Below are 20,420 nucleotides of genomic sequence, written 5' to 3'. Positions count from 1 at the left end.
GTTATCGTTTGAGTATACGCGGAGCGAACGGAATCTATTCTTCTCCCATGTTTATCATTTGAGCATACGCGCAGCAAACGGAATCTATTCTTCTCCCATGTTTATCGTTTGAGCATACGCGCAGCGAACGAGGCTTTGCTCTTACTTCAATCGTTATTTGGGATCCTTACAAAGCGAACGCAATCTGTTCCTCAACTTCTTTACTTTGGAAATTGACTCCTCTTCTACATATTCCTTCTGTACTGACCTCCAACCTCAAAAAAGGCAGTGGTAATATCTCCAATAGAACAATACTTTGTAGCTTCCATCAGAGTCTCAAACATGTTTTTATTGTGAATAGCAGTCTCCTTTAATTTTTTCAACCATTGCTGAGATTCTTCTGAGTAACGCTCTTTCAATTGAGTGACTGTATGTATCTGGAATTCTTTTTCTTCTGTGGTTGCTCGAATGACTTCTTTCGGGATAATGGTAGGAGAACCTTTGGAACTCTTAAAGGTATTCACCCCGATTATCGGAAATTCACCTGTATGCTTTAAACGCTCATAATACAAGGATTCTTCTTGAATCTTAGAACGCTGGTACATGGTTTCCATAGCTCCCAATACACCTCCTCTTTCGTTGATGCGATCAAATTCTGCTAAAACTGCTTCTTCTACTAAATCTGTTAATTCTTCGATGATAAAAGCTCCTTGAATTGGATTTTCGTTTTTAGCTAAACCTAATTCTCTATTAATAATCAACTGAATTGCCATAGCTCTACGTACAGACTCTTCGGTTGGCGTTGTAATCGCCTCGTCATAAGCATTGGTATGTAATGAGTTACAGTTGTCGTAAATCGCATACAAGGCTTGTAAAGTAGTACGAATATCGTTGAAATCAATTTCTTGTGCATGGAGTGAACGTCCAGAGGTTTGAATGTGATATTTTAACATCTGTGAACGTGCATTTGCTCCGTATTTCTCACGCATTGCTTTTGCCCAAATTCTACGAGCTACTCGACCAATAACCGCATACTCTGGGTCAATTCCATTGGAGAAGAAAAAGGATAAATTCGGACCAAATTCATTGATATCCATTCCTTTACTTAAATAGTATTCAACATAGGTAAAACCATTGGAGAGCGTCAATGCCAACTGTGTAATTGGATTTGCTCCTGCTTCTGCGATGTGGTAACCTGAAATAGAAACAGAGTAGAAATTTCTTACTTTGTTTTGAATGAAATATTCTTGCACGTCCCCCATTAAACGCAAAGCAAATTCAGTAGAGAAAATACAGGTGTTTTGTGCCTGGTCTTCTTTCAAAATATCAGCTTGTACGGTTCCTCTGACTGTCGCTAAAGTGTCTTTTTTGATTTGTCCGTAAACATCAGCTGGTAATACCTGGTCTCCGGTAACACCTAACAACATCAAACCTAAACCATCGTTTCCTTCTGGTAAATCTCCATTGTAAGTAGGAACTTCTTGACCTTTCGCTTGGTAAATGGACTTAATCTTAGCCTTGACCTCAGCCTCCATTCCATTTGCTTTGATATATTTCTCACAATTTTGGTCAATGGCAGCATTCATAAAGAATCCTAACATCATAGGCGCAGGACCATTAATTGTCATAGAAACCGAAGTTTTAGGATCGCTCAAATCAAACCCTGAATAGAGTTTTTTAGCATCATCTAAACAACAAATAGATACTCCTGAATTTCCTACTTTTCCATAAATATCAGGTCTATAAGCTGGGTCGTGACCATATAAAGTAACCGAGTCAAAGGCTGTAGAAAGTCGTTTGGCTGGCATTCCCAAACTTACGTAGTGGAAACGCTTATTGGTTCTTTCTGGACCCCCTTCTCCGGCAAACATACGCGTTGGATCTTCTCCTTCACGCTTGAATGGGAAAAGTCCAGCAGTATATGGGAACTCTCCCGGTACGTTTTCTTGTAAAATCCATTTTAAGATATCACCCCAAGAACTATATTTTGGCAGTGCTATCTTAGGAATTTGCAAATGAGAAAGCGATTCCGAATGGGTTTGTATTTTAATTTCTTTATCTCGTACTTTAAATATGAATTCTGGATCTTTATAACACTTTACTTTTGCGTCCCAATTTTGAAGTGCTTCCCAGTTGTGCGGATCTAAGTCCATTTTGGTTTTTTCAAACACTTGAATCAAGCTTGCTACTAACTCATCTTTACCTGCTGTTTCACTTGCTTGAATCGTATCTATTGATTTCTGTAAACCGAAAAGTTTATGAGCTACCTCCACTTGTTTATTCACCCATTTGTCGTAATTTCTATTGTTTTCAGAGATTTCTGACAAATAACGTGTTCTTTCTGGCGGGATAACATATACCTTTTCCGACATTTCATCGGTGATGTGATAAGTAGAAACTAAATCAGCTCCCGTTTTCTCATGTACTTTATTGATAATTACCTTGTACAATTGATTCATTCCCGGGTCGTTAAACTGAGAAGCAATCGTTCCAAAAACAGGCATACTATCCACTGGTTCATCAAATAAAGTGTGATTACGCTGGTATTGCTTACGCACATCTCTCAAGGCATCTAAGGCACCTCGTTTATCGAATTTATTTAAAGCAATCACATCGGCAAAATCCAACATGTCAATTTTCTCTAACTGAGTAGCAGCCCCATATTCTGGAGTCATGACATATAAACTCAAATCTGAGTAACTGGTGATTTCAGTATCCGATTGACCAATCCCTGAAGTTTCTAAGATAATCAAATCGTACTGAGCTGCTTTTAATACAGCTACTGATTCTCCTACATATTTTGAAAGGGAAAGATTAGCCTGACGAGTAGCTAAAGAACGCATAAATACACGGTCGTTTGCAATAGAATTCATACGGATTCTATCTCCTAGCAAAGCTCCTCCTGTTTTTCTCTTAGAAGGATCCACCGAAATAATTGCAATTTTTTTCGTATCGAAATCTGTTAGAAAACGACGCACCAATTCATCTACTAAGGAAGATTTTCCAGCTCCTCCTGTTCCTGTAATACCAAGCACAGGAGTTTTAGATTTATTCGCTAATTCATGTATTTCCTCCAAAAGACTTTTAGATTCTTCTGGGAAATTTTCAGCTGCTGAGATCACTCGTGCAACATCCGTTTCATTTTTATTGACTAATATTTGTGGATCAATGGTCACATCTTTTCCTACTGGAAAATCTGATTTCTCCATCAAGTCATTAATCATTCCTTGTAAACCCATAGATCTTCCATCATCCGGATGGTAGATACGAGCTATTCCATAGGCTTCTAATTCTTCAATTTCACTGGGTAAAATAGTTCCCCCACCTCCTGCAAATATCTTGATTTGTGGCGCACCTTTCTCTTGTAAAAGGTCATACATATATTTTAAATATTCTGTATGTCCGCCTTGATAAGAAGTCATAGCAATTGCTTGCACATCTTCTTGAATGGCACAGTTTACAACCTCTTCAACACTTCTGTCGTGACCTAAGTGAATCACTTCACAACCAGAGGCTTGAATAATACGACGCATGATATTAATGGCTGCATCGTGTCCGTCAAATAAGGACGCTGCGGTTACAATTCGTATGTGGTTAGTGGGTTTATAAGGCTCTATTTTCTCCATAATCTTTCAAAATGAATGGGTGCAAATATAATGATTTTTATTCGTGGATTTACTCAATAAGTTATTTACAATCAGATGCTACTACCCATACTTGAAGTGCATCCCTCTCTTCTTGGGTAAGTTCGGGTTTCATAGTTACGCTATAACCTTGATAATAAACATCTTTTGTTTGATCCTTTTTGTTGGAAGTAGTCATGTTCAGACTTAGTGTAACTCCTTTTCGAAGAACTGTCAATTTGATTTTCCCTTTTCCAAAATATCTCAACCAACGATCTACATTATTATTCACTGCGATTCCATTGATTGCAACGATTTGGTCACCCAACATCGCTCCTGATAAATCTAAAGGACTATCTGGATAAATAGCTGTGATAAATGGGTGGGTATTTTCACTTAATTTTCCACCGTAATAGCTTGCGAACTCACTTTTCAAAGGAAACTCACTCATCGTTAAACCTAAATAATCAAAGCTAGTTAACAAGATTTCGCGGTAACTTTTAGTGCCATTGACATAATCATCAAAATACCACTGCATAGATGTGCCTGTTAATTTCTCCATCTCTTTTTGGTAGTCTTTTTCAGTAATTCCCTTTCCTTTTAAAGCGTATTTCTCATACATTACACGCATCAAAGTATCCAAGGAGTATTTGTTTTTGGATTGCTTCATAATGTAAACATCTGCTATAAAAGCGAGTAAACATCCTTCGGTATAAATAGACACTTTTCTTCCCGGTGCTCCAGGCACGTAGCCATCTAACCATGTATCAAAAGAAGACTCAGCTACGCTATAATTCAATCTTCCAAAATTGTCAAAATGCTTTTGCAATTGTGCATCCATTTCATATAGGTATTGGGCGATGGTAAACACGCCTCCTTTTAAGAGCATTAAATCGCCCATATAGGTTGTTACTCCTTCTGCGATGTAACCCAAACGAGAATAATTCTCCTTTTTAAAGTCATACGGAAACATTTCTTTCGGACGAATAGCCTTGATATTCCATGTATGATATAATTCGTGCGAACTTACGCCTAACAATTCCTTATAATTCTCTTCAAACACAGAGTAACTTGGTCCAAACGCTATAACAGTCGATTTAGAATGCTCCACGCCATGATAGGCATTTATGGGTAAAATCTGAAACAAGAAATGATATTCTTTGCTAGGAAATGCTCCAAATTTATCGATTTGCGCCTTGGTAAATCCTTCAAAATCTTGGAGTAAACGCTTCCAGTCGGGCTTTATGATACCGTTAAACCATACATGAAATTGTGTTCCTGCTACAGTATATGAATTATGTTGTAGATCAGCAGAACAAATAAATGGAGAATCTGCCAGTTCATCATAATGTTTGGCTTCTAATTTTTTGCCTTTTCCTTTTAAAGAATGGGCAATCTTCCAATTGTCAGGAATATTCAGTTGAACGGTAATAGGATCATTAAACGTCTCATCGGTAAACACACAGCAATTCACAGGGTTTACGTATAACTGAGTAGCATCCAAATAGGTGGAACCTGCATTCAAATCGGCAGCATAATAGCTATACTTCACCGTCATTTCTTTGACTCCTTTCGTTTGAATGAGCCAAGAATTTTTACTCGTCTTTTCAAAACTTAACGGCTTTTTCTTTTCATCTAAAACCTGGAAATGGTTGACGTTTTTTGCAAAATCTCCTAATTCATACCTTCCTGGTCGCCATGCAGGAAAGAATAATTGGGTTTGTGCTTTACTTACTTTAATCTTTGCAGTGATTTGCAGATATTGTTGGTTGGCGTTATGAATGTCAAATGTAAATTGCATATTCTGTTTTTTACAAAAATAAATATTTAAGTGGTAGATGATTTAAAATGCTACTCATTTAACTGCAAAGAACGTGAAGAGATTAACCCTTATTAATTAAAGAAATCCCACGTAATTCCAATACGTATCATCATGGGCGTTATGGGATAATTTACATCTATGCGTGTAGTAGCATCATTCCACAGTGACGAAAGGTTTTCAGCCTTTACGAAAAATCGAAATTGATCGATAGACAAAGCCAAGAAGGCATTCAATTTGAGCATATTTCCAGCTTTTGCTCCATTTTGGAGAGGTGCATACACATCCAGCACATTATTGTATGCCATATATTGATATGCTGTTTCATAGCCTACATCCGTTCCAACAGCCATTCCTAGTTTCTTGGCTTTAAACAATTTAAAAGAGAAAGAAATACGGTTCATAGTAGAAAATACTGGTTGATAAGCAAAATTAGCAGAACCAAAACGATAGGTAATTGATGGGTAAAAAGCGAACCACTTGAGTCTTATAGCTCCTTTTACTTGAATAGCACCTACACTAACTACATCCAACGTATCTTGTCGCCACTGATTACCAATAAAGTACCGTCCATTTGTTATAGTGGTCCATAAGACATTGGCTTGCACAAAACTGGTATCTCCGTACTTAATTCCACCTGATACTTGTAATTTCTGTTGCATTTTCAGTTTATCAATTTCCCATTGGTAATAATTGGCTTGATGAAAGCGTTGATAAGGGTCTGGATAAACATTTTCAAAATTAACTTTTCCTCGAAAATCAAGATTCTTTACTATTCGGTAATCTAAGCGCACATAATCTTTGATTTCACCAATAGCTCCAAGTATATTGAAATAGAATTCATTTCCTAAGAAGAATTTGTTTTTAAAAGTTGCCGAAAGGTTGGAATGTACAAACAACTCATTTGTATCTCTATTTACACCTAAATTCTGATTTCTCCAGTAGGAATGATTAATCGTGGCATCAATCTGAAAATAAGGCGAACTAAAATAAAAACCAGCTCCATTTGAAATGCGTCCTGTTTGATATTGATCTCGTGTAGCAAGGGTATCTATATACAAGGTATCATAGAGAGAGTCATTGAAAATCTGGTCTTCAAACTTACGATTTGTCAAAGTATATTGATGTCTTGTTTTCAATCCTGTTCCGATTAAAGAATCTCCAATAATCCGAAAATAGTTATCCCATTTTACGTCTAATTTTCTAACTTTTGTTTGGGCTGTTTCATTATTAATAGGCGTAAATTCTATCGCAAAATCTTGCAAAAGAGTATCGGTAGCAATTCCAAAATTTTCAGCATAATCATACGCTCCAAAATAAGCATCAACATTTGTTGCATATCGTTTCTTCTGATGATAAAACAGCAAACTTAAATCATTCAAGGTATAGCCGCTATTTCTTAACAGGCCATTACTTGTTCTGCGGTTATACATAAAATGTAAATGCGTTTGAGGGCGATAAAATTGTTGATATTCAACTTTTAGGTCCTGCGTTACTTTGGTGCCAAATGCATATTGGAAACCCACATAAGGAAGTCCAGAAAACTTTGGAATCACTTTTTTACTTTCAAATAGATAGGCTAAACCACCCGTATTTGAGAAGATATTTTTTGCAAGATTATGCTCCATCAACTGCTCAAATCCAGCGGCAGGACGAAGATTTATATCACCGATAAAACCTGCGTCAATTGAATCCAGCCAATGATTATCTGAGCGATAATCAATTGTAATAGAATCTACTCTAGGGTAAAAGAATTTTTCTTGTCCCCACAAAAGATTAGGCAACAAAAGCAAAAGGAGTACAACTGATTTTCTTAAATCCACGTGCAATTTCAAATTAGTATCAACGCTAATTAGGAGGACAATATTACAAATTAAGAATGAATCCTTGGGCACACCTCTGGGAAAAAATATAAAGAGAAAAGAATCAGAAACATAAAAAAACCCATGTAGCTAAAAATTTTAAACCTCTGATTAAGCATTTCTAGAGTTTCTTATTTGGTTCTGTAATCCTCTGGGTTATCCTTTTTCCTGTAGAAGGAACGAAGGGAGGCTCGCCATAGACAAATCAAGTGTCACTCTAAATAAATATTTTTAAGTTTCAAACAACGCTACATGGGCAACCGAATGATCGGTTTCAAATAGATGAACACCGTATGTTCTTATTTGATGTTAGAAATGTACGAATATATTTCGCAATAAAAAAAATTTGTGGATGTTTTTTTTCAAGGAATAGACTTCCAAAACAATGGAAGCATTTTAATCAGACCAGACAAAGAACGGTTATGGCTATTGAATAGATTCCATTCGATGCAGACTCTCAATCACCGTTACGGAAAAGGGATTTAGATTCCGTTCGATACCGGCTCTCAATCACCGTTATGAAAATGGATTTAGATTCCGTTCGATGCAGACTCTCAACCACCGTTACGGAAAAGGGATTTAGATTCCGTTCGATGCAGACTCTCAAACACAATTACAAAAAGGGATTTAGATTCCGTTCGATGCAGTGTCTCGTCCTAAAAAAAGTTTACACTTTTTCTCTTTAATCCTGTTATAAATTTACATTTTATTTTAATCCTAAAATTCATTTACATTTTATTTATTTTTGCATTATCGATGGAAACGGAAATAAGCTCTGCTGAGGAGCAACTTATCAGGGATAAATCGACGACCGACGAAGTATTAAACTTTGTTATGGGGCTAACTTTTGTTAGCCCTTTTCTAAATACTTTAGAGGTCTTAATGCCTAAAAAAAACCTATACACACTCTTCACTTTTTTGTTCTTGATTTACTTTTCTATAATATGTTTTCCATTTCCTTTCGCCCTTTTCCACCTCTCCTAAATGAACCTTATTAGGAGTTTGATTCCCAATACTCATGTGAGGTCTATGTTCATTATACAGAACAACCACCTTGTCAAATAACTCCTTAGCCTGCTTAAAAGTTCTTACTTTATAATACTCTAAATATTCTTCTTTTAGTATTCCATTAACCCTTTCTGCAACGGCATTTTCTAACGGATCTCCAGATTCAGTCATACTTATTTGAACATCATAACTATTTAAGAGATTTACATATTTATAGCTGCAATACTGACTCCCTCTGTCAGAATGATGAATAAGATTTTGCGACAATATATCCTGCTTTAATGCCATTTTAAGAGCCTTTAAACTCTCAATGGCTTCAAGAGATTGAGCTAGGTTATAACCAATTATTTTATGACTAAAAGCATCTGTAATTAAAGAAATATACAAAACACCAAATCCTGTTTTCCAATAAGTTATATCACTTACCCATAACTGGTTAGGAGCAGTTGGAATAAATGCTCTTATTAAGTTGGGGTATTTTCTCATCCAGTGATTAGACTGGGTTGTTCTGATGACTCTTTTTCTCCTTCTAATCAATAAAGTATGTAGGGAAAGCAAGTCAAACAAAGCATCTCTCCCCATTTTTATTTGGTGCTCTAGCAGAAAACTTTCCAACATAATGTACAAATTCCTAGTTCCTATTCTTGGATGATTATTTCTAATAGAAATGACTTCTTTTAATACTAAAGCTTGTTCAATTTCTTGAAATTCTGCTCTATAAAAACTCTGATAATATGCCTGACGAGTAACACCAAACAACCAGCATAATTTGCTTAATCCTATTTTAGGTTGACGCATTTTTATCGTAAAGATTGTTTGGTATTGGACTTTTTTTAATACTTATTTTTAGCTCCTTTTCTGCAATTTCAATCATTGTTTCATACGCAGTGGCTCTTAGTTCAGAGCTGACTAGTGCCTTTTCTAGCTGTTTAATTTTTTCCTTTAATTGAGTTACTTCTACCGATTCTTTGGCTTTGTTGCTCATAGCTAGTGTTTTAGTCGAAACAAATTTAACTCTTTTCTCTGGAACTTGGTAACCTAGTTGACGCATCCAATTTAAAAGATAACCTTTTTCATGTTCTTGACCGGTATATTTATACCAGATTTCTCTTTTAGTACAATCTGATTGAAGATATTCTTCAATGATTTGCCTCCGTTCTTCTAAATTAAATTCTCCCGAAGATTTTAGTCCTAAATTGACTTTACTTTTTTGCATTGTTTACACTTTTTATGGTTAATAAATGTGTAAACCTATTTCAGGACAAGACACAGACTCTCAATCACCGTTACGGAAAAGGGATTTAGATTCCGTTCGATACCGGCTCTCAATCACCATTACGGAAAAGAGATTTAGATTCCGTTCGCTGCAGGCTCTCAATCACCGTTACGGAAAAGGGATTTAGATTCCGTTCGCTTTGCTCCGGAATGACAACCGTCAAGGTAGTCAGAGGGAGAGGGCGGCTTCGCCGCCCCCTCTCCCTTATTATTTAAGGATTAAGTGTCATTCCGGAGCGAAGCGAACGGAATCTATTCTTCAACCATGATTATCGTTTGTAGCATACACGAAGCGAACGGAATCTATTCTTCAACCATGATTATCGTTTGTAGCATACACAAAGCGAACGGAATCTATTCTTCAACCATGATTATCGTTTGTAGCATACGCGAAGCGAACGGAATCTATTCTTCAACTATGATTATCGTTTGTAGCATACGCGAAGCGAACGGAATCTATTCTTCAACCATGAAATATCACTTATTTATAAACAAAAAAGCCTTTCTGAATGAAAGGCTTTCATTTGTTGTGATCACGACTGGATTCGAACCAGTGACCTACTGCTTAGAAGGCAGTTGCTCTATCCAGCTGAGCTACGCGACCATCCCTTGGTACTGTTTGTCACTCCTCGATACCACAATCAATATTTTATGCTAAATGCACAACGAGACATAGCAAATATTTAATTATTCAGAAGAATATAAATATCCTTGTTGAGGATATTACATTGTAGAAAAGGGGTATTAATTAGTAAACCTCCAATAACAACTTTTCTCATCAAAATACGTTATCTTTGTATAAAGATTGGGATTATGGAAACGATAACAATAAAAATTAATTCAAACAGTAAAGCAGGAAAAATGCTTAAAGATTTATTAGAAATGTTTTCCGATAAACCTGGAGTTCAGGTTATTCGTGAAGAAAGTCCTTATAATCCAGAATTTGTAAAAATGATAAATAAATCAGTTTCGAGTAAAAAAAGATATAGGGTTAATGATGTGGACAAACTATGGGAAAGTTTATAGTAGAATTAACCGAAAAAGCTCTAAAAGATATTGCTTTACATAAAAAGTCAGGAAATAAATCTTCTGAAAAGAAAATTAAGAAAATATTAGAAGAACTAAAAGAACATCCTTACACTGGAACTGGGCAACCTGAAGCTTTGAAATATCAATTATCCGGCAAATGGTCAAGACGGATAAACAATAAAGACAGGATGATCTATGAAGTAAAAGATAAAATTGTAACTGTTGAAGTTCTTTCTGCAATAGGACATTATTTAGACAAGTAGCAATAATCAATGAACTAAATAGCTAAAGTAAAATACCAGCATTCAACTAAATAAGTTTCCAGATTTCAGATTATGAGAAGTCCGTAATCAATGAATAACTAGTTTTTTTTTAGAAATATCACTTATTTATAAACAAAAAAGCCTTTCTGAATGAAAGGCTTTCATTTGTTGTGATCACGACTGGATTCGAACCAGTGACCTACTGCTTAGAAGGCAGTTGCTCTATCCAGCTGAGCTACGCGACCATCCCTTGGTTTCCCAAGTTAGAATAAAAAAGGGGATGAAATAAATCATCCCCTTGTCGGGGTGGCAGGATTCGAACCTGCGACCTCCTGGTCCCAAACCAGGCGCGATGACCGGGCTACGCTACACCCCGAACGGGTCATTTAAAATTTTCAAAATTCAATATCGTTTATATTGAATGTTTTTCAAAACGGAGGCAAAGATAATAACTCTTTTTAAAAGTAACAAAAGTGAAGTTATTTTTTATAAAATTTTCTTATTTCCGTTTTACCTGCGGAGGAAGGGGGATTACTCATCCTGTTCCAGGATTTCGTGAGCTCCGCTCCATTGCATTCCGCTACGGTTCGAACCCCGGGTTCTCATCCCCGGATTCTATAAGAAGATTTTGCAAAGTTTTTCACTTCTTCACCTTATTTCCGTTTTACCTGCGGAGGAAGGGGGATTCGAACCCCCGGAACCATTACTGGTTCGACAGTTTAGCAAACTGTTGGTTTCAGCCACTCACCCATCCCTCCTAATGTCAAATTTTAATGCTTTCGTTTAAACATTATCTCAAATTGAGTTTGCAAAAATAGTAATAAATTGGAGTATTCAAAGGTTTTTAAAAAAAATATTTCCAATAGCGGGAGCAGCTCTGATACTTACTTTAGAATAAGATACAGATTATGTCGGAAGTCATCGATAGGAGAAGCGGAATACTGATATCTATCAGCATGAAAGTTGAACGATGAGCTTCCCTAAAAAGGGTTGACTGTTTTGATTAATTATTAGTTCTTTATACATACACTACGAGGTTTTTTTTGTATTTTTACATCTCTAACAAATAAATAATGAAATTAGCAACCCCACTCATTCTTTGTGTTTTCTTACTGATAACAACATTTGCGGCTGCTCAGAAAAAAATAAAAAAAACATCTATGAATCAAACCGTCATTCATATATACAGGGTAGAAAAGGAAAAAGATGCAAACCTGAAAGTGTACCTGACTTTTAACAAAGAGGACGTGAATTGGATAGAGGGAATCTGGTACTTTCCTAAGAATAAAAAAGAAGAGAAGAAAATGCCCATAATAGCCACATTTGTGTTTAATCAAGAAGAAGCCGATGTAAACGTGTTTCCTGTATATTCTCGTGAGGAGGCCGGGTGGGTTTCTCAAGAAAAAAGAGTGGTTTTAGAAAATATTTTAAAAAGTGAAAAACCATGAAGATTGGAATATTACTAACTATTGTTCTTATTGTCAACACTTCTGTATTTAGTCAAAAAATCTATTCTGCCAGCAGCAAATACGATGCACAAGTGAAAGTGTTTGTAGTGGATAGCAAATACGATGCAGATTTATTAGTATATAAGGTAAGTAGTAAATATGATGCTGACGGAAATAAAGGATTCTGGTACTTTGTGGAAAGCAAATACGACGCTGATAAAATTATTTATTTTACCGACAATAAATACGATGCAGATCTGAAAATTTATTTTGTAAAGAGTAAATACGATGCTGAATGGAAAGAAAAAAGTAAAATGCATCTGCTATTTTAAGTTTCAGTCTTTAAAATTACAAAGGGGATTTTTTTTCAATTTTATACTGATTATCTACTTATTTCTTCTTTTTACTTCTACCTTTGACAAAATTTAAAGCTCATGGCACAAAAGATTTCTTTCTCCAACGATATACATACGAATTTCTCCAATGAACTCATAGAAAGAGTAAATGCATATTTCAAACTGAATAATAAAAAGAAATCAGGAGACTGGAGACTATTCCATAAATCGATCGTGCTAATGTGCGCTCTGATTGCTATTTATTTTACCCTTATTTTCGGAACCCTTCCTACTTGGGTGAATATCATCTTATGTGTCGTTCTAGGTTTTGTTTTTGCCTTCATAGGATTTAACATGATGCACGACGGCGGACACGACTGCTATTCTAATAAAAAATGGCTAAATAGTATCATGGGATATTCTTTAAACCTCATGGGAGGAAGTACTTATTATTGGAAGATTAAACACAACATCATACATCATACTTTCACAAACATTGAAGGCTTTGATGATGATATTGATATCAAACCGTTTATACGTACAAACCACGAACAAAAGCGCTATTTCTTTCACAAATTTCAACATGTTTATGCCTTAATCCTATATTCCATTACCTACCTTTTCTGGGTTGCATACAACGATTTCACAAAGTATTTTACTGGAAAAATCGCACAAAAGAAAGTGGCAAAAATGAAATTGAAAAATCATATCGGTTTTTGGGCTACAAAATTAGTATATGTTACCCTCTTTATTTTGATTCCACTATACATGGTTGGCTGGAAGCATGCCTTAGTTGGCTATTTTATCATGGCGGGTGTAACGGGAATTGTAATTAGCGTAATATTTCAATTGGCACACGTGGTAGAAGAGGTCAATTTTCCTATCCCCGAAACTGATTCCCTTAAAATTAAAGAAAACTGGTTCGTTCACCAATTACAAACAACTGCCAATCTTGCCACTAAAAATAAAGTGCTGTCATGGATGATCGGAGGTCTTAATTTTCAAGTGGAACATCACCTATTTCCACGAATTAGCCATATTCACTACCCTGAAATCAACAAAATTGTGAAAGAAGTATGCGTAAAATACGATATTTCTTACCATGAATATGCCAACTTCAAAGGAGCTTTCTTTTCGCATTTGAAACACCTAAAAGCTATCGGAGCAAAGGCATAAAAAACCCAAACTCCCCCTCTGGAGGGGGCTGGGGGGAGGACATTACAAACACTGCAAAAACAATAGAACGTGACACTCCTTATTCTAACAAATATTGAAAATGGAATAAGTCATTTCAAAATAAAAATAACTTTTCCCGACCATTTACGTAGTAATAGAGATAAAGATATCATATATTTATGCGCATAATTTATTTTTAACAAAACCTACAAATAAAGAGACTATATAGGAATGGAAATTCTAACTAATCAACAAATTGATAACCAACCAAATAAACAACTTGATCAACAATGGTTTATTGTTCGAACAAAAGCTCGCTTCGAAAAGAAGGTGGCTCAACAATTAACTGAACTCGGGTATCAAACATACCTGCCTCTGGAAACTAAAATACGTATCTGGAGCGATCGAAAGAAAAAAATTCAAACGCCCCTTATCCCCTCTTTCGTTTTTATACAAAATCCAAACGTTAGCAAAGACCTGATCTATACCATCCCTGGGTTTTGTAATTTTCTGAAATTAAACGGAGAACTGGGAAAGGTGACGCCGCAAGAAATTGAACATCTGCGCATCTTGACCTCTGAAGAACTCGATTTCGATGCAGTGAAACTCGATTCCTATAAAAAAGGTGAAGAGGTACAAATTATTAGCGGTCCATTCCGTGGACTCTTTGCTAATGCAGTAGAAGAAACTGGTAACTTCCGTGTGTTAATCGAAATTCCATCATTGGGAATTGGATACAACGTGAGCATACCTAAAAATAAAATTGTAAAGGTGACTAAAAATTAGAAACACCACTACAAACAATGGTTTTCATTGCGAAAACCGAGATATAATACCTAAAATTACTGTAGTCCAAGATGGGACTGAGAGCGGCGAAGCCGTGGGGTGAGTTAACCCTTTGACAGGCTCACCCTTCGACAGGCTCACCCTTCGACAGGCTCAGGGTGAGGAGTAGGAAATTAAAAATATATTAAATGAAAATAACAATTATAGGATTAGGCTACGTGGGTTTACCGCTTGCTCGCCTATTTGCTACTAAGTACAAGGTTACTGGTTTTGATATTAACCAACATCGTATTGATGAACTAAGAAGTGGGGTTGACTCTACCCTAGAGGTGGATAACGACGTTCTAAAGGCTGTACTGAAATCTTCGAATAACGACGAGACCGGACTCTATTGTACCAATCAATTGGAGGATATCCGAGATAGTAATTTCTACGTGGTTACTGTCCCTACTCCTATCGATGAGTACAAACGTCCTGACTTAACACCGCTGGAAAAAGCGAGTGAAACTGTAGGGAAAGTGCTGCAAAAAGGCGATATCGTTGTATATGAATCTACAGTTTACCCTGGAGTTACAGAGGAAATATGTGTTCCCATTCTCGAAAAGGTGAGCGGACTTAAATTCAACGTGGATTTCTTCGCAGGATATTCCCCTGAACGTATCAACCCGGGAGATAAAAAACATACCGTTGAGAAAATCTTAAAAATTACTTCGGGTTCAACACCTGAAATAGCCAAAATAATTGACAATACATACAACAGTGTACTAGAAGCTGGAACTCACCTGGCTCCTTCCATCAAAGTAGCTGAGGCTGCAAAGGTTATTGAAAACTCTCAACGGGATATCAATATCGCATTTGTGAATGAATTGTCTAAGATTTTTAATACGCTAGGAATTGACACACAAGCGGTATTAGCGGCTGCGAGTACGAAATGGAACTTCCTCCCCTTCCAACCGGGGCTAGTCGGTGGTCACTGTATTGGTGTGGACCCATACTATTTAGCTCAAAAAGCGCAAGAAATGGGTTATCATCCTGAAATTATCTTGGCTGGTAGAAGATTGAACGATTCCATGGGTGGATACGTAGCTAGCCAAACCGTGAAATTGATGATTAAGAAAGGAATTAACGTAAACAACGCCAAAGTGCTGATGCTGGGAATCACCTTTAAAGAAAATTGTCCCGATATACGAAATACACGAACCATTGATATTTACGAAGGACTCATAGAGTACGGAGTAAACGTAGATATCTACGATCCATGGGCAGAAGCAGCTGCAGTAAAACATGAATATAACATCGATATCTTACCCCAAATAAACGGAGATACATACGATGCCATCATCGTCGCTGTAGCACATAAAGAATTCGCAGAATTAAACTTAGAAAAACTCAAAAAAGATAAGGCAGTTGTCTTCGATGTGAAGGGGGTAACCAAAAATGCGGATGGAAGGTTGTAAATTTGCTAATTCGGTTTTGGGGATGTATGTGTCATTGGGGTATATGTAGCCACACACGGCCGTGTGAGGCTACATTTATCCCCAGAATGATCGATCCAAAATCAAAATGAATAAAATCTTAATAACCGGTCGTGTGGGGCTACGTTTATCCCCTGATCAACACATAAACAAATAGAATACAAAAAATGAATAAAATCTTAATAACCGGCGGAGCCGGCTTCATCGGCTCCAATCTAGTAGAACATTTCTTAAACAAAGGTCACGAAGTAATTTGTTTAGATAATTTTTCCACAGGACACCGTGTTAATATTGAGGTTTTTTTAACCAATAATAATTTCAAATTAATCGAAGGCGATATCCGTGACCTCGATACCTGTAAAAAAGCCGTAGCCGGTTGCGATTACGTCTTACACCAAGCAGCACTGGGTTCTGTACCGCGTTCCATCAACGACCCTATTACCACCAACGAGGTCAATATCTCTGGCTTTTTAAATATGCTCGTAGCAGCTCGTGATGAAAAAGTTAAACGCTTTGTCTTTGCGGCAAGTTCTTCCACCTATGGTGACTCCCAAGGTCTTCCTAAGGTAGAAGAGGTGATTGGTAAACCGCTTTCTCCCTATGCGATTACAAAATACGTAAACGAGCTCTATGCAGAGATCTTTGCACGCACCTACGGACTGGAATTTATTGGATTGCGCTACTTTAACGTATTTGGAAGGCGACAAGACCCCAATGGAGCGTATGCAGCGGTAATTCCTTTATTTGTAAAACAACTCATGGCGCACGAAGCTCCTACCATTAACGGTTCTGGCGATTACTCCCGTGACTTCACCTATATTGATAATGTGATACAGATGAACGAACTGGCAATGCTCACGGATAATCCCGAAGCTATTAACCAAATATATAATACAGCTGTTGGAGATAGAACAACGCTCAACGATTTAGTGAAATACCTCAAAGAAAATTTGAGCGCTTACGACCCAGAAATTGCGCATATAGAAGCAGTACATGGACCAAACCGTGTGGGGGATATCCCGCATTCCTTAGCAAGTGTAGAAAAAGCAAAAAACTTGATGGGATATGAGCCAAGCCACAAAATTGCGGAGGGATTGAAGGAGGCGACGGGGTGGTATTGGGAGAATTTGAGGTAGGAATAATGACTAAAAAGGAATTACTTAAAAAATTATCAGATCTTGAATGGGAGGATTTTGAAGTAAAGGCTGCAAAATCAACCATTCCAAAAGATGTATGGGAAACTGTAAGTTCTTTCTCTAATTCTTTTGGAGGATGGATTATTTTAGGAATTCAACAGAAAGGCAAAGATTTTCTTATTGAAGGAGTGAATAATGCTGAAAAATTAGAACAAGATTTCCTAGCGACCCTTCGTGGAGGGCAGAAGTTTAACATTCCAATCCTTCCCAACTGTAAATTTTACAAAATAGGGGATAAAAAGGTGTTGGGTTTTTATATTCCTCCCTCTTCTAAAAAACCTGTCTATTACAACAATCAAGCAAATACTTTTATTCGTAAAGGAAGTGGTGATTTAAGAGCAAGCTCCGAAGAAATAGACGCTATGTTTCGGGATCAATCCTTTGGTGTAAAAACATCCGAAGCTGTTAAAAACACTTCTGTAACTAACTTAAAATCAAAATCTATTCGAGAGTATCGCGACTATATGAGTAGGTTTAATCCGACCGTAGGATACAATCAGAAAGAATTAGACGATTTTTTAACAAGTATGCGTGTAATCGATTCTTCCTCAAAAGAATGTACAGTGGCAGGTTTGCTATTTTTTGGTCAGCGCAATCAGATTGAGAAATTCTTTCCTGATTTTCGGATAGATTTATTAGAAATTCCAGGAACCAATTATGGGGATTCCTTATCAAGATATACTTTCCGGCTTACGGAGGATGATTATGAAAATCTGTGGGAAGCATATTTTGAATGTTTTAAGCGTATTAGAAAGGTAGTTGATATCCAATTTCAACTATCTAATGAGGGATTTGGGGAAGAACTTTCTACAGGTCTTAAAGCGGTAAGGGAAGCATTGGTTAACATGTTGATGCATGCTGATTATTATGCTCAAAGTTGTCCGAGGGTTCGCATCTTTTCCAATAGAATTGAGTTTTATAATCCAGGTGGGTTACCCAAACTATTATCAGAATTAAAAGAAAAAGACCTTTCCATTCCAAGAAATCCAATTCTTGCAAAACTTTTTAGAATGGTTAAGTTGGCAGAAAATGCAGGTTTTGGGTTTGATAAAATGGAGCAAAATTGGAAGGATTATAACCAAACAACACCTGAATACGATATGAGTTTTGATTCCGTAATAGTAAGTATGCAGCTAAAAACAAATACTACCAAAGATGCTGATGTTCATTCTTCTATCGATTGGAAAAAAGGTTTTGAAAATATAACCGAGTTATTAAACTCAACTCCCGAATTCAACTTAGATAGATTACGGGGTATTTACGGGGTATTTACGGGGTATTTACGGGGTATTTACGGGGTAAATGACAAAATTATAAATGAATCTTTATCGGAAAGAGAGGGTAATGTATTATTACTCATAGCATTATTCCCAAGCATTACCAGACAAGAAATGGCAAAAATAGTAGGCGTATCCATAAGTACTATCGAAAAATCCTTACAGAGGATAAGAAAACTAAAACTAATTACAAGAGTGGGTGCTGATAAAACGGGAATTTGGAAAATTGTTAAGCAGAAAGAGTAATAAATTGAAAATGATTTACTCCCGTGACTTCACCTATATTGATAATGTAATACAGATGAACGAACTGGCGATGCTCACAGAAAACCCTGTAGCTATCAACCAAATATATAATACAGCTGTTGGAGATAGAACGACGCTCAACGATTTAGTGAGGTACCTCAAAGAAAATTTGAGCGCTTACGACCCAGAAATTGCGCATATAGAAGCAGTACATGGACCAAACCGTGTGGGGGATATCCCGCATTCGCTGGCAAGTGTAGAAAAAGCAAAAAACTTGATGGGATATGAACCAAGCCACAAAATTGCAGAGGGATTGAAGGAGGCGACGGGGTGGTATTGGGAGAATTTGAAGTGAAATGCATTTATGTAGTGCAAAATATTTAGAAAATCGCACTATAATAGTGCAAGATTAGCTACATTAGTAGAAAATATATAAAATGGACGCCTTATTTGAATCTTCAAATCGATTAATAGCTAAGACGGATACCACGTTCGTTCGATATGCTTATCGGCAGATTAATTGGGAAAATAGATTAATTGGACTCATTGGACCAAGAGGTGTGGGAAAAACAACGCTGGTGTTACAATACATCAAAAATCATCTTAATACCCGTCAAACATTATATGTTAACGCTGAAGATTTTTATTTTGTTAAAAATCGTTTGATTGATTTAGCGGATATCTTTGTGAAATATGGCGGAAAATATCTCTTCATAGATGAAATCCATAAATATTCGAATTGGTCTAAAGAATTAAAATTAATTTCTGATTACCACAAAGAATTAAAAGTCGTCTTTACGGGGTCCTCGGTATTGGATATTAAAAAAGGAAGTTCTGATTTAAGTCGAAGAGCGATAATCTATAACATGCAAGGTTTGTCTTTCCGGGAGTATTTACAACTTTTTCACCAAATAAAAACCCCAACCTTTACGCTAGAAGAAATACTGAATCATCAAATAAAAGTGGAACAAATTCAACATCCTCTGCCGTTGTTTGATGCTTACCTCAAGAATGGATATTATCCATTTGCTTTAGAAGATGATTTTGATTTGCGATTGCAACAGGTGATTAATCAAACCTTAGAAAGCGATATTCCAACCTATGCAGATATGAATGTATCGACGGGCAGGAAATTGAAACAATTGTTGGCCATTGTTGCAGAAAGTGTTCCGTTTAAACCAAATATGAGCAAAATTGTAGAAATGATTAGCGTTAGTCGAAACAATATTCCCGATTATCTTCTTTTCATGGAAGAGGCGGGCATGCTCGCACAATTACGAACTGAAACGGAAGGCATACGAAGTTTAGGAAAGGTTGAAAAAATCTATTTAGACAACACTAACCTGATGTATGGTCTAGCCAAAGAAAATCAGAATATTGGAAACATTCGAGAAACATTCTTTTTGAATCAATTGAAAGTACAACACGCCATTTTTTCTTCATCAATAGCAGATTTTAAAATAGATAACATCGTTTTTGAGGTAGGCGGAAAAATAAAGGACTGAAGCAAATTAAAAATGCAGAAAATGGCTTTGTCGTTAAAGCCGACATAGAAAGCGGATTTTTAAATACTATTCCGTTATGGCATTTTGGGTTGATGTATTGAGAGGATTGGGAATTTTG

The 20,420-nt window shown here is 36.5% G+C and carries 15 protein-coding genes, 4 tRNA genes and 1 pseudogene; 11 read left to right on the top strand and 9 right to left on the bottom strand.

Annotated elements, in window-relative coordinates:
- Positions 1 to 224 precede the first annotated feature (224 nt).
- The 6 genes from M9897_05100 to M9897_05075 all read right to left on the bottom strand — a co-directional run bounded on the left by M9897_05100 (position 225) and on the right by M9897_05075 (position 10,170).
- Positions 225 to 3,605 (bottom strand): methylmalonyl-CoA mutase family protein, encoded by a 3,381-nt coding sequence (locus M9897_05100; GenBank protein ID MCO5268252.1) that lies wholly within the window; start codon positions 3,603 to 3,605, stop codon positions 225 to 227.
- 61 nt (positions 3,606 to 3,666) lie between these two features.
- Entirely contained in the window at positions 3,667 to 5,403 is a 1,737-nt protein-coding gene (locus M9897_05095) for a hypothetical protein (GenBank protein ID MCO5268251.1), read from the bottom strand.
- Between the two features lie 92 nt (positions 5,404 to 5,495).
- Positions 5,496 to 7,244, bottom strand: coding sequence for a putative porin (locus M9897_05090; GenBank protein MCO5268250.1), 1,749 nt, complete (start codon positions 7,242 to 7,244; stop codon positions 5,496 to 5,498).
- Positions 7,245 to 8,180: 936 nt separating this feature from the next.
- The gene (locus M9897_05085) at positions 8,181 to 9,089 is read right to left on the bottom strand and encodes an IS3 family transposase (protein MCO5268249.1); all 909 of its coding nucleotides are present in this window, start codon (positions 9,087 to 9,089) and stop codon (positions 8,181 to 8,183) included.
- Complete coding sequence (locus M9897_05080; protein MCO5268248.1) at positions 9,076 to 9,507, bottom strand: hypothetical protein; 432 nt, start codon at positions 9,505 to 9,507, stop codon at positions 9,076 to 9,078. The genes M9897_05085 and M9897_05080 overlap by 14 nt, the downstream gene beginning before the upstream one ends.
- Before the next feature lie 589 nt (positions 9,508 to 10,096).
- Positions 10,097 to 10,170 (bottom strand) — tRNA-Arg (locus tag M9897_05075).
- Between the two features lie 209 nt (positions 10,171 to 10,379).
- Between M9897_05075 and M9897_05070 the strand changes: the two genes are divergently transcribed.
- Positions 10,380 to 10,592 carry a hypothetical protein gene (locus M9897_05070; protein MCO5268247.1) on the top strand — a complete coding sequence of 71 codons (213 nt, stop codon included), beginning with the start codon at positions 10,380 to 10,382 and terminating at the stop codon, positions 10,590 to 10,592.
- The gene (locus M9897_05065) at positions 10,577 to 10,858 is read left to right on the top strand and encodes a Txe/YoeB family addiction module toxin (GenBank protein MCO5268246.1); all 282 of its coding nucleotides are present in this window, start codon (positions 10,577 to 10,579) and stop codon (positions 10,856 to 10,858) included. The genes M9897_05070 and M9897_05065 overlap by 16 nt, the downstream gene beginning before the upstream one ends.
- A 171-nt stretch (positions 10,859 to 11,029) precedes the next feature.
- Here the strand turns inward: M9897_05065 and M9897_05060 are convergent.
- From M9897_05060 to M9897_05050, 3 genes are all read right to left on the bottom strand, one after another.
- A tRNA-Arg gene (locus M9897_05060) sits at positions 11,030 to 11,103 on the bottom strand.
- A 56-nt stretch (positions 11,104 to 11,159) separates the two neighbouring features.
- Positions 11,160 to 11,234 (bottom strand) — tRNA-Pro (locus M9897_05055).
- Between the two features lie 295 nt (positions 11,235 to 11,529).
- A tRNA-Ser gene (locus M9897_05050) sits at positions 11,530 to 11,616 on the bottom strand.
- Positions 11,617 to 11,931: 315 nt separating this feature from the next.
- Between M9897_05050 and M9897_05045 the strand changes: the two genes are divergently transcribed.
- The 9 genes and pseudogenes from M9897_05045 (at position 11,932) to M9897_05005 (ending at position 20,302) form a co-directional block, all read left to right on the top strand.
- Positions 11,932 to 12,306: a DUF6150 family protein gene (locus M9897_05045; GenBank protein MCO5268245.1), complete on the top strand. Its 375-nt coding sequence runs from the start codon at positions 11,932 to 11,934 to the stop codon at positions 12,304 to 12,306.
- Entirely contained in the window at positions 12,303 to 12,638 is a 336-nt protein-coding gene (locus M9897_05040) for a DUF6150 family protein (protein MCO5268244.1), read from the top strand. Before M9897_05045 ends, M9897_05040 begins: the two co-directional genes overlap by 4 nt.
- 102 nt (positions 12,639 to 12,740) lie before the next feature.
- Positions 12,741 to 13,817 (top strand): acyl-CoA desaturase, encoded by a 1,077-nt coding sequence (locus tag M9897_05035; protein MCO5268243.1) that lies wholly within the window; start codon positions 12,741 to 12,743, stop codon positions 13,815 to 13,817.
- A gap of 231 nt (positions 13,818 to 14,048) precedes the next feature.
- The gene (locus tag M9897_05030; GenBank protein MCO5268242.1) at positions 14,049 to 14,603 is read left to right on the top strand and encodes a UpxY family transcription antiterminator; all 555 of its coding nucleotides are present in this window, start codon (positions 14,049 to 14,051) and stop codon (positions 14,601 to 14,603) included.
- Between the two features lie 188 nt (positions 14,604 to 14,791).
- A complete protein-coding gene (locus tag M9897_05025) occupies positions 14,792 to 16,060 on the top strand; it encodes a nucleotide sugar dehydrogenase (protein MCO5268241.1) in 1,269 nt (422 codons plus the stop codon).
- A gap of 185 nt (positions 16,061 to 16,245) precedes the next feature.
- Positions 16,246 to 17,214 (top strand): SDR family oxidoreductase, encoded by a 969-nt coding sequence (locus M9897_05020; protein MCO5268240.1) that lies wholly within the window; start codon positions 16,246 to 16,248, stop codon positions 17,212 to 17,214.
- 5 nt (positions 17,215 to 17,219) lie between these two features.
- Positions 17,220 to 18,797: a putative DNA binding domain-containing protein gene (locus M9897_05015; protein MCO5268239.1), complete on the top strand. Its 1,578-nt coding sequence runs from the start codon at positions 17,220 to 17,222 to the stop codon at positions 18,795 to 18,797.
- A gap of 16 nt (positions 18,798 to 18,813) precedes the next feature.
- A pseudogene (locus tag M9897_05010) lies at positions 18,814 to 19,152 on the top strand (LPS biosynthesis protein WbpP).
- 82 nt (positions 19,153 to 19,234) lie between these two features.
- A complete protein-coding gene (locus M9897_05005; GenBank protein ID MCO5268238.1) occupies positions 19,235 to 20,302 on the top strand; it encodes an AAA family ATPase in 1,068 nt (355 codons plus the stop codon).
- The last annotated feature ends 118 nt before the right edge of the window (positions 20,303 to 20,420 follow it).

This window comes from Brumimicrobium sp. (assembly GCA_023957385.1).
GTDB lineage: Bacteria > Bacteroidota > Bacteroidia > Flavobacteriales_D > Crocinitomicaceae > Brumimicrobium.
This window is presented reverse-complemented; position numbering and strand designations above follow the sequence as displayed.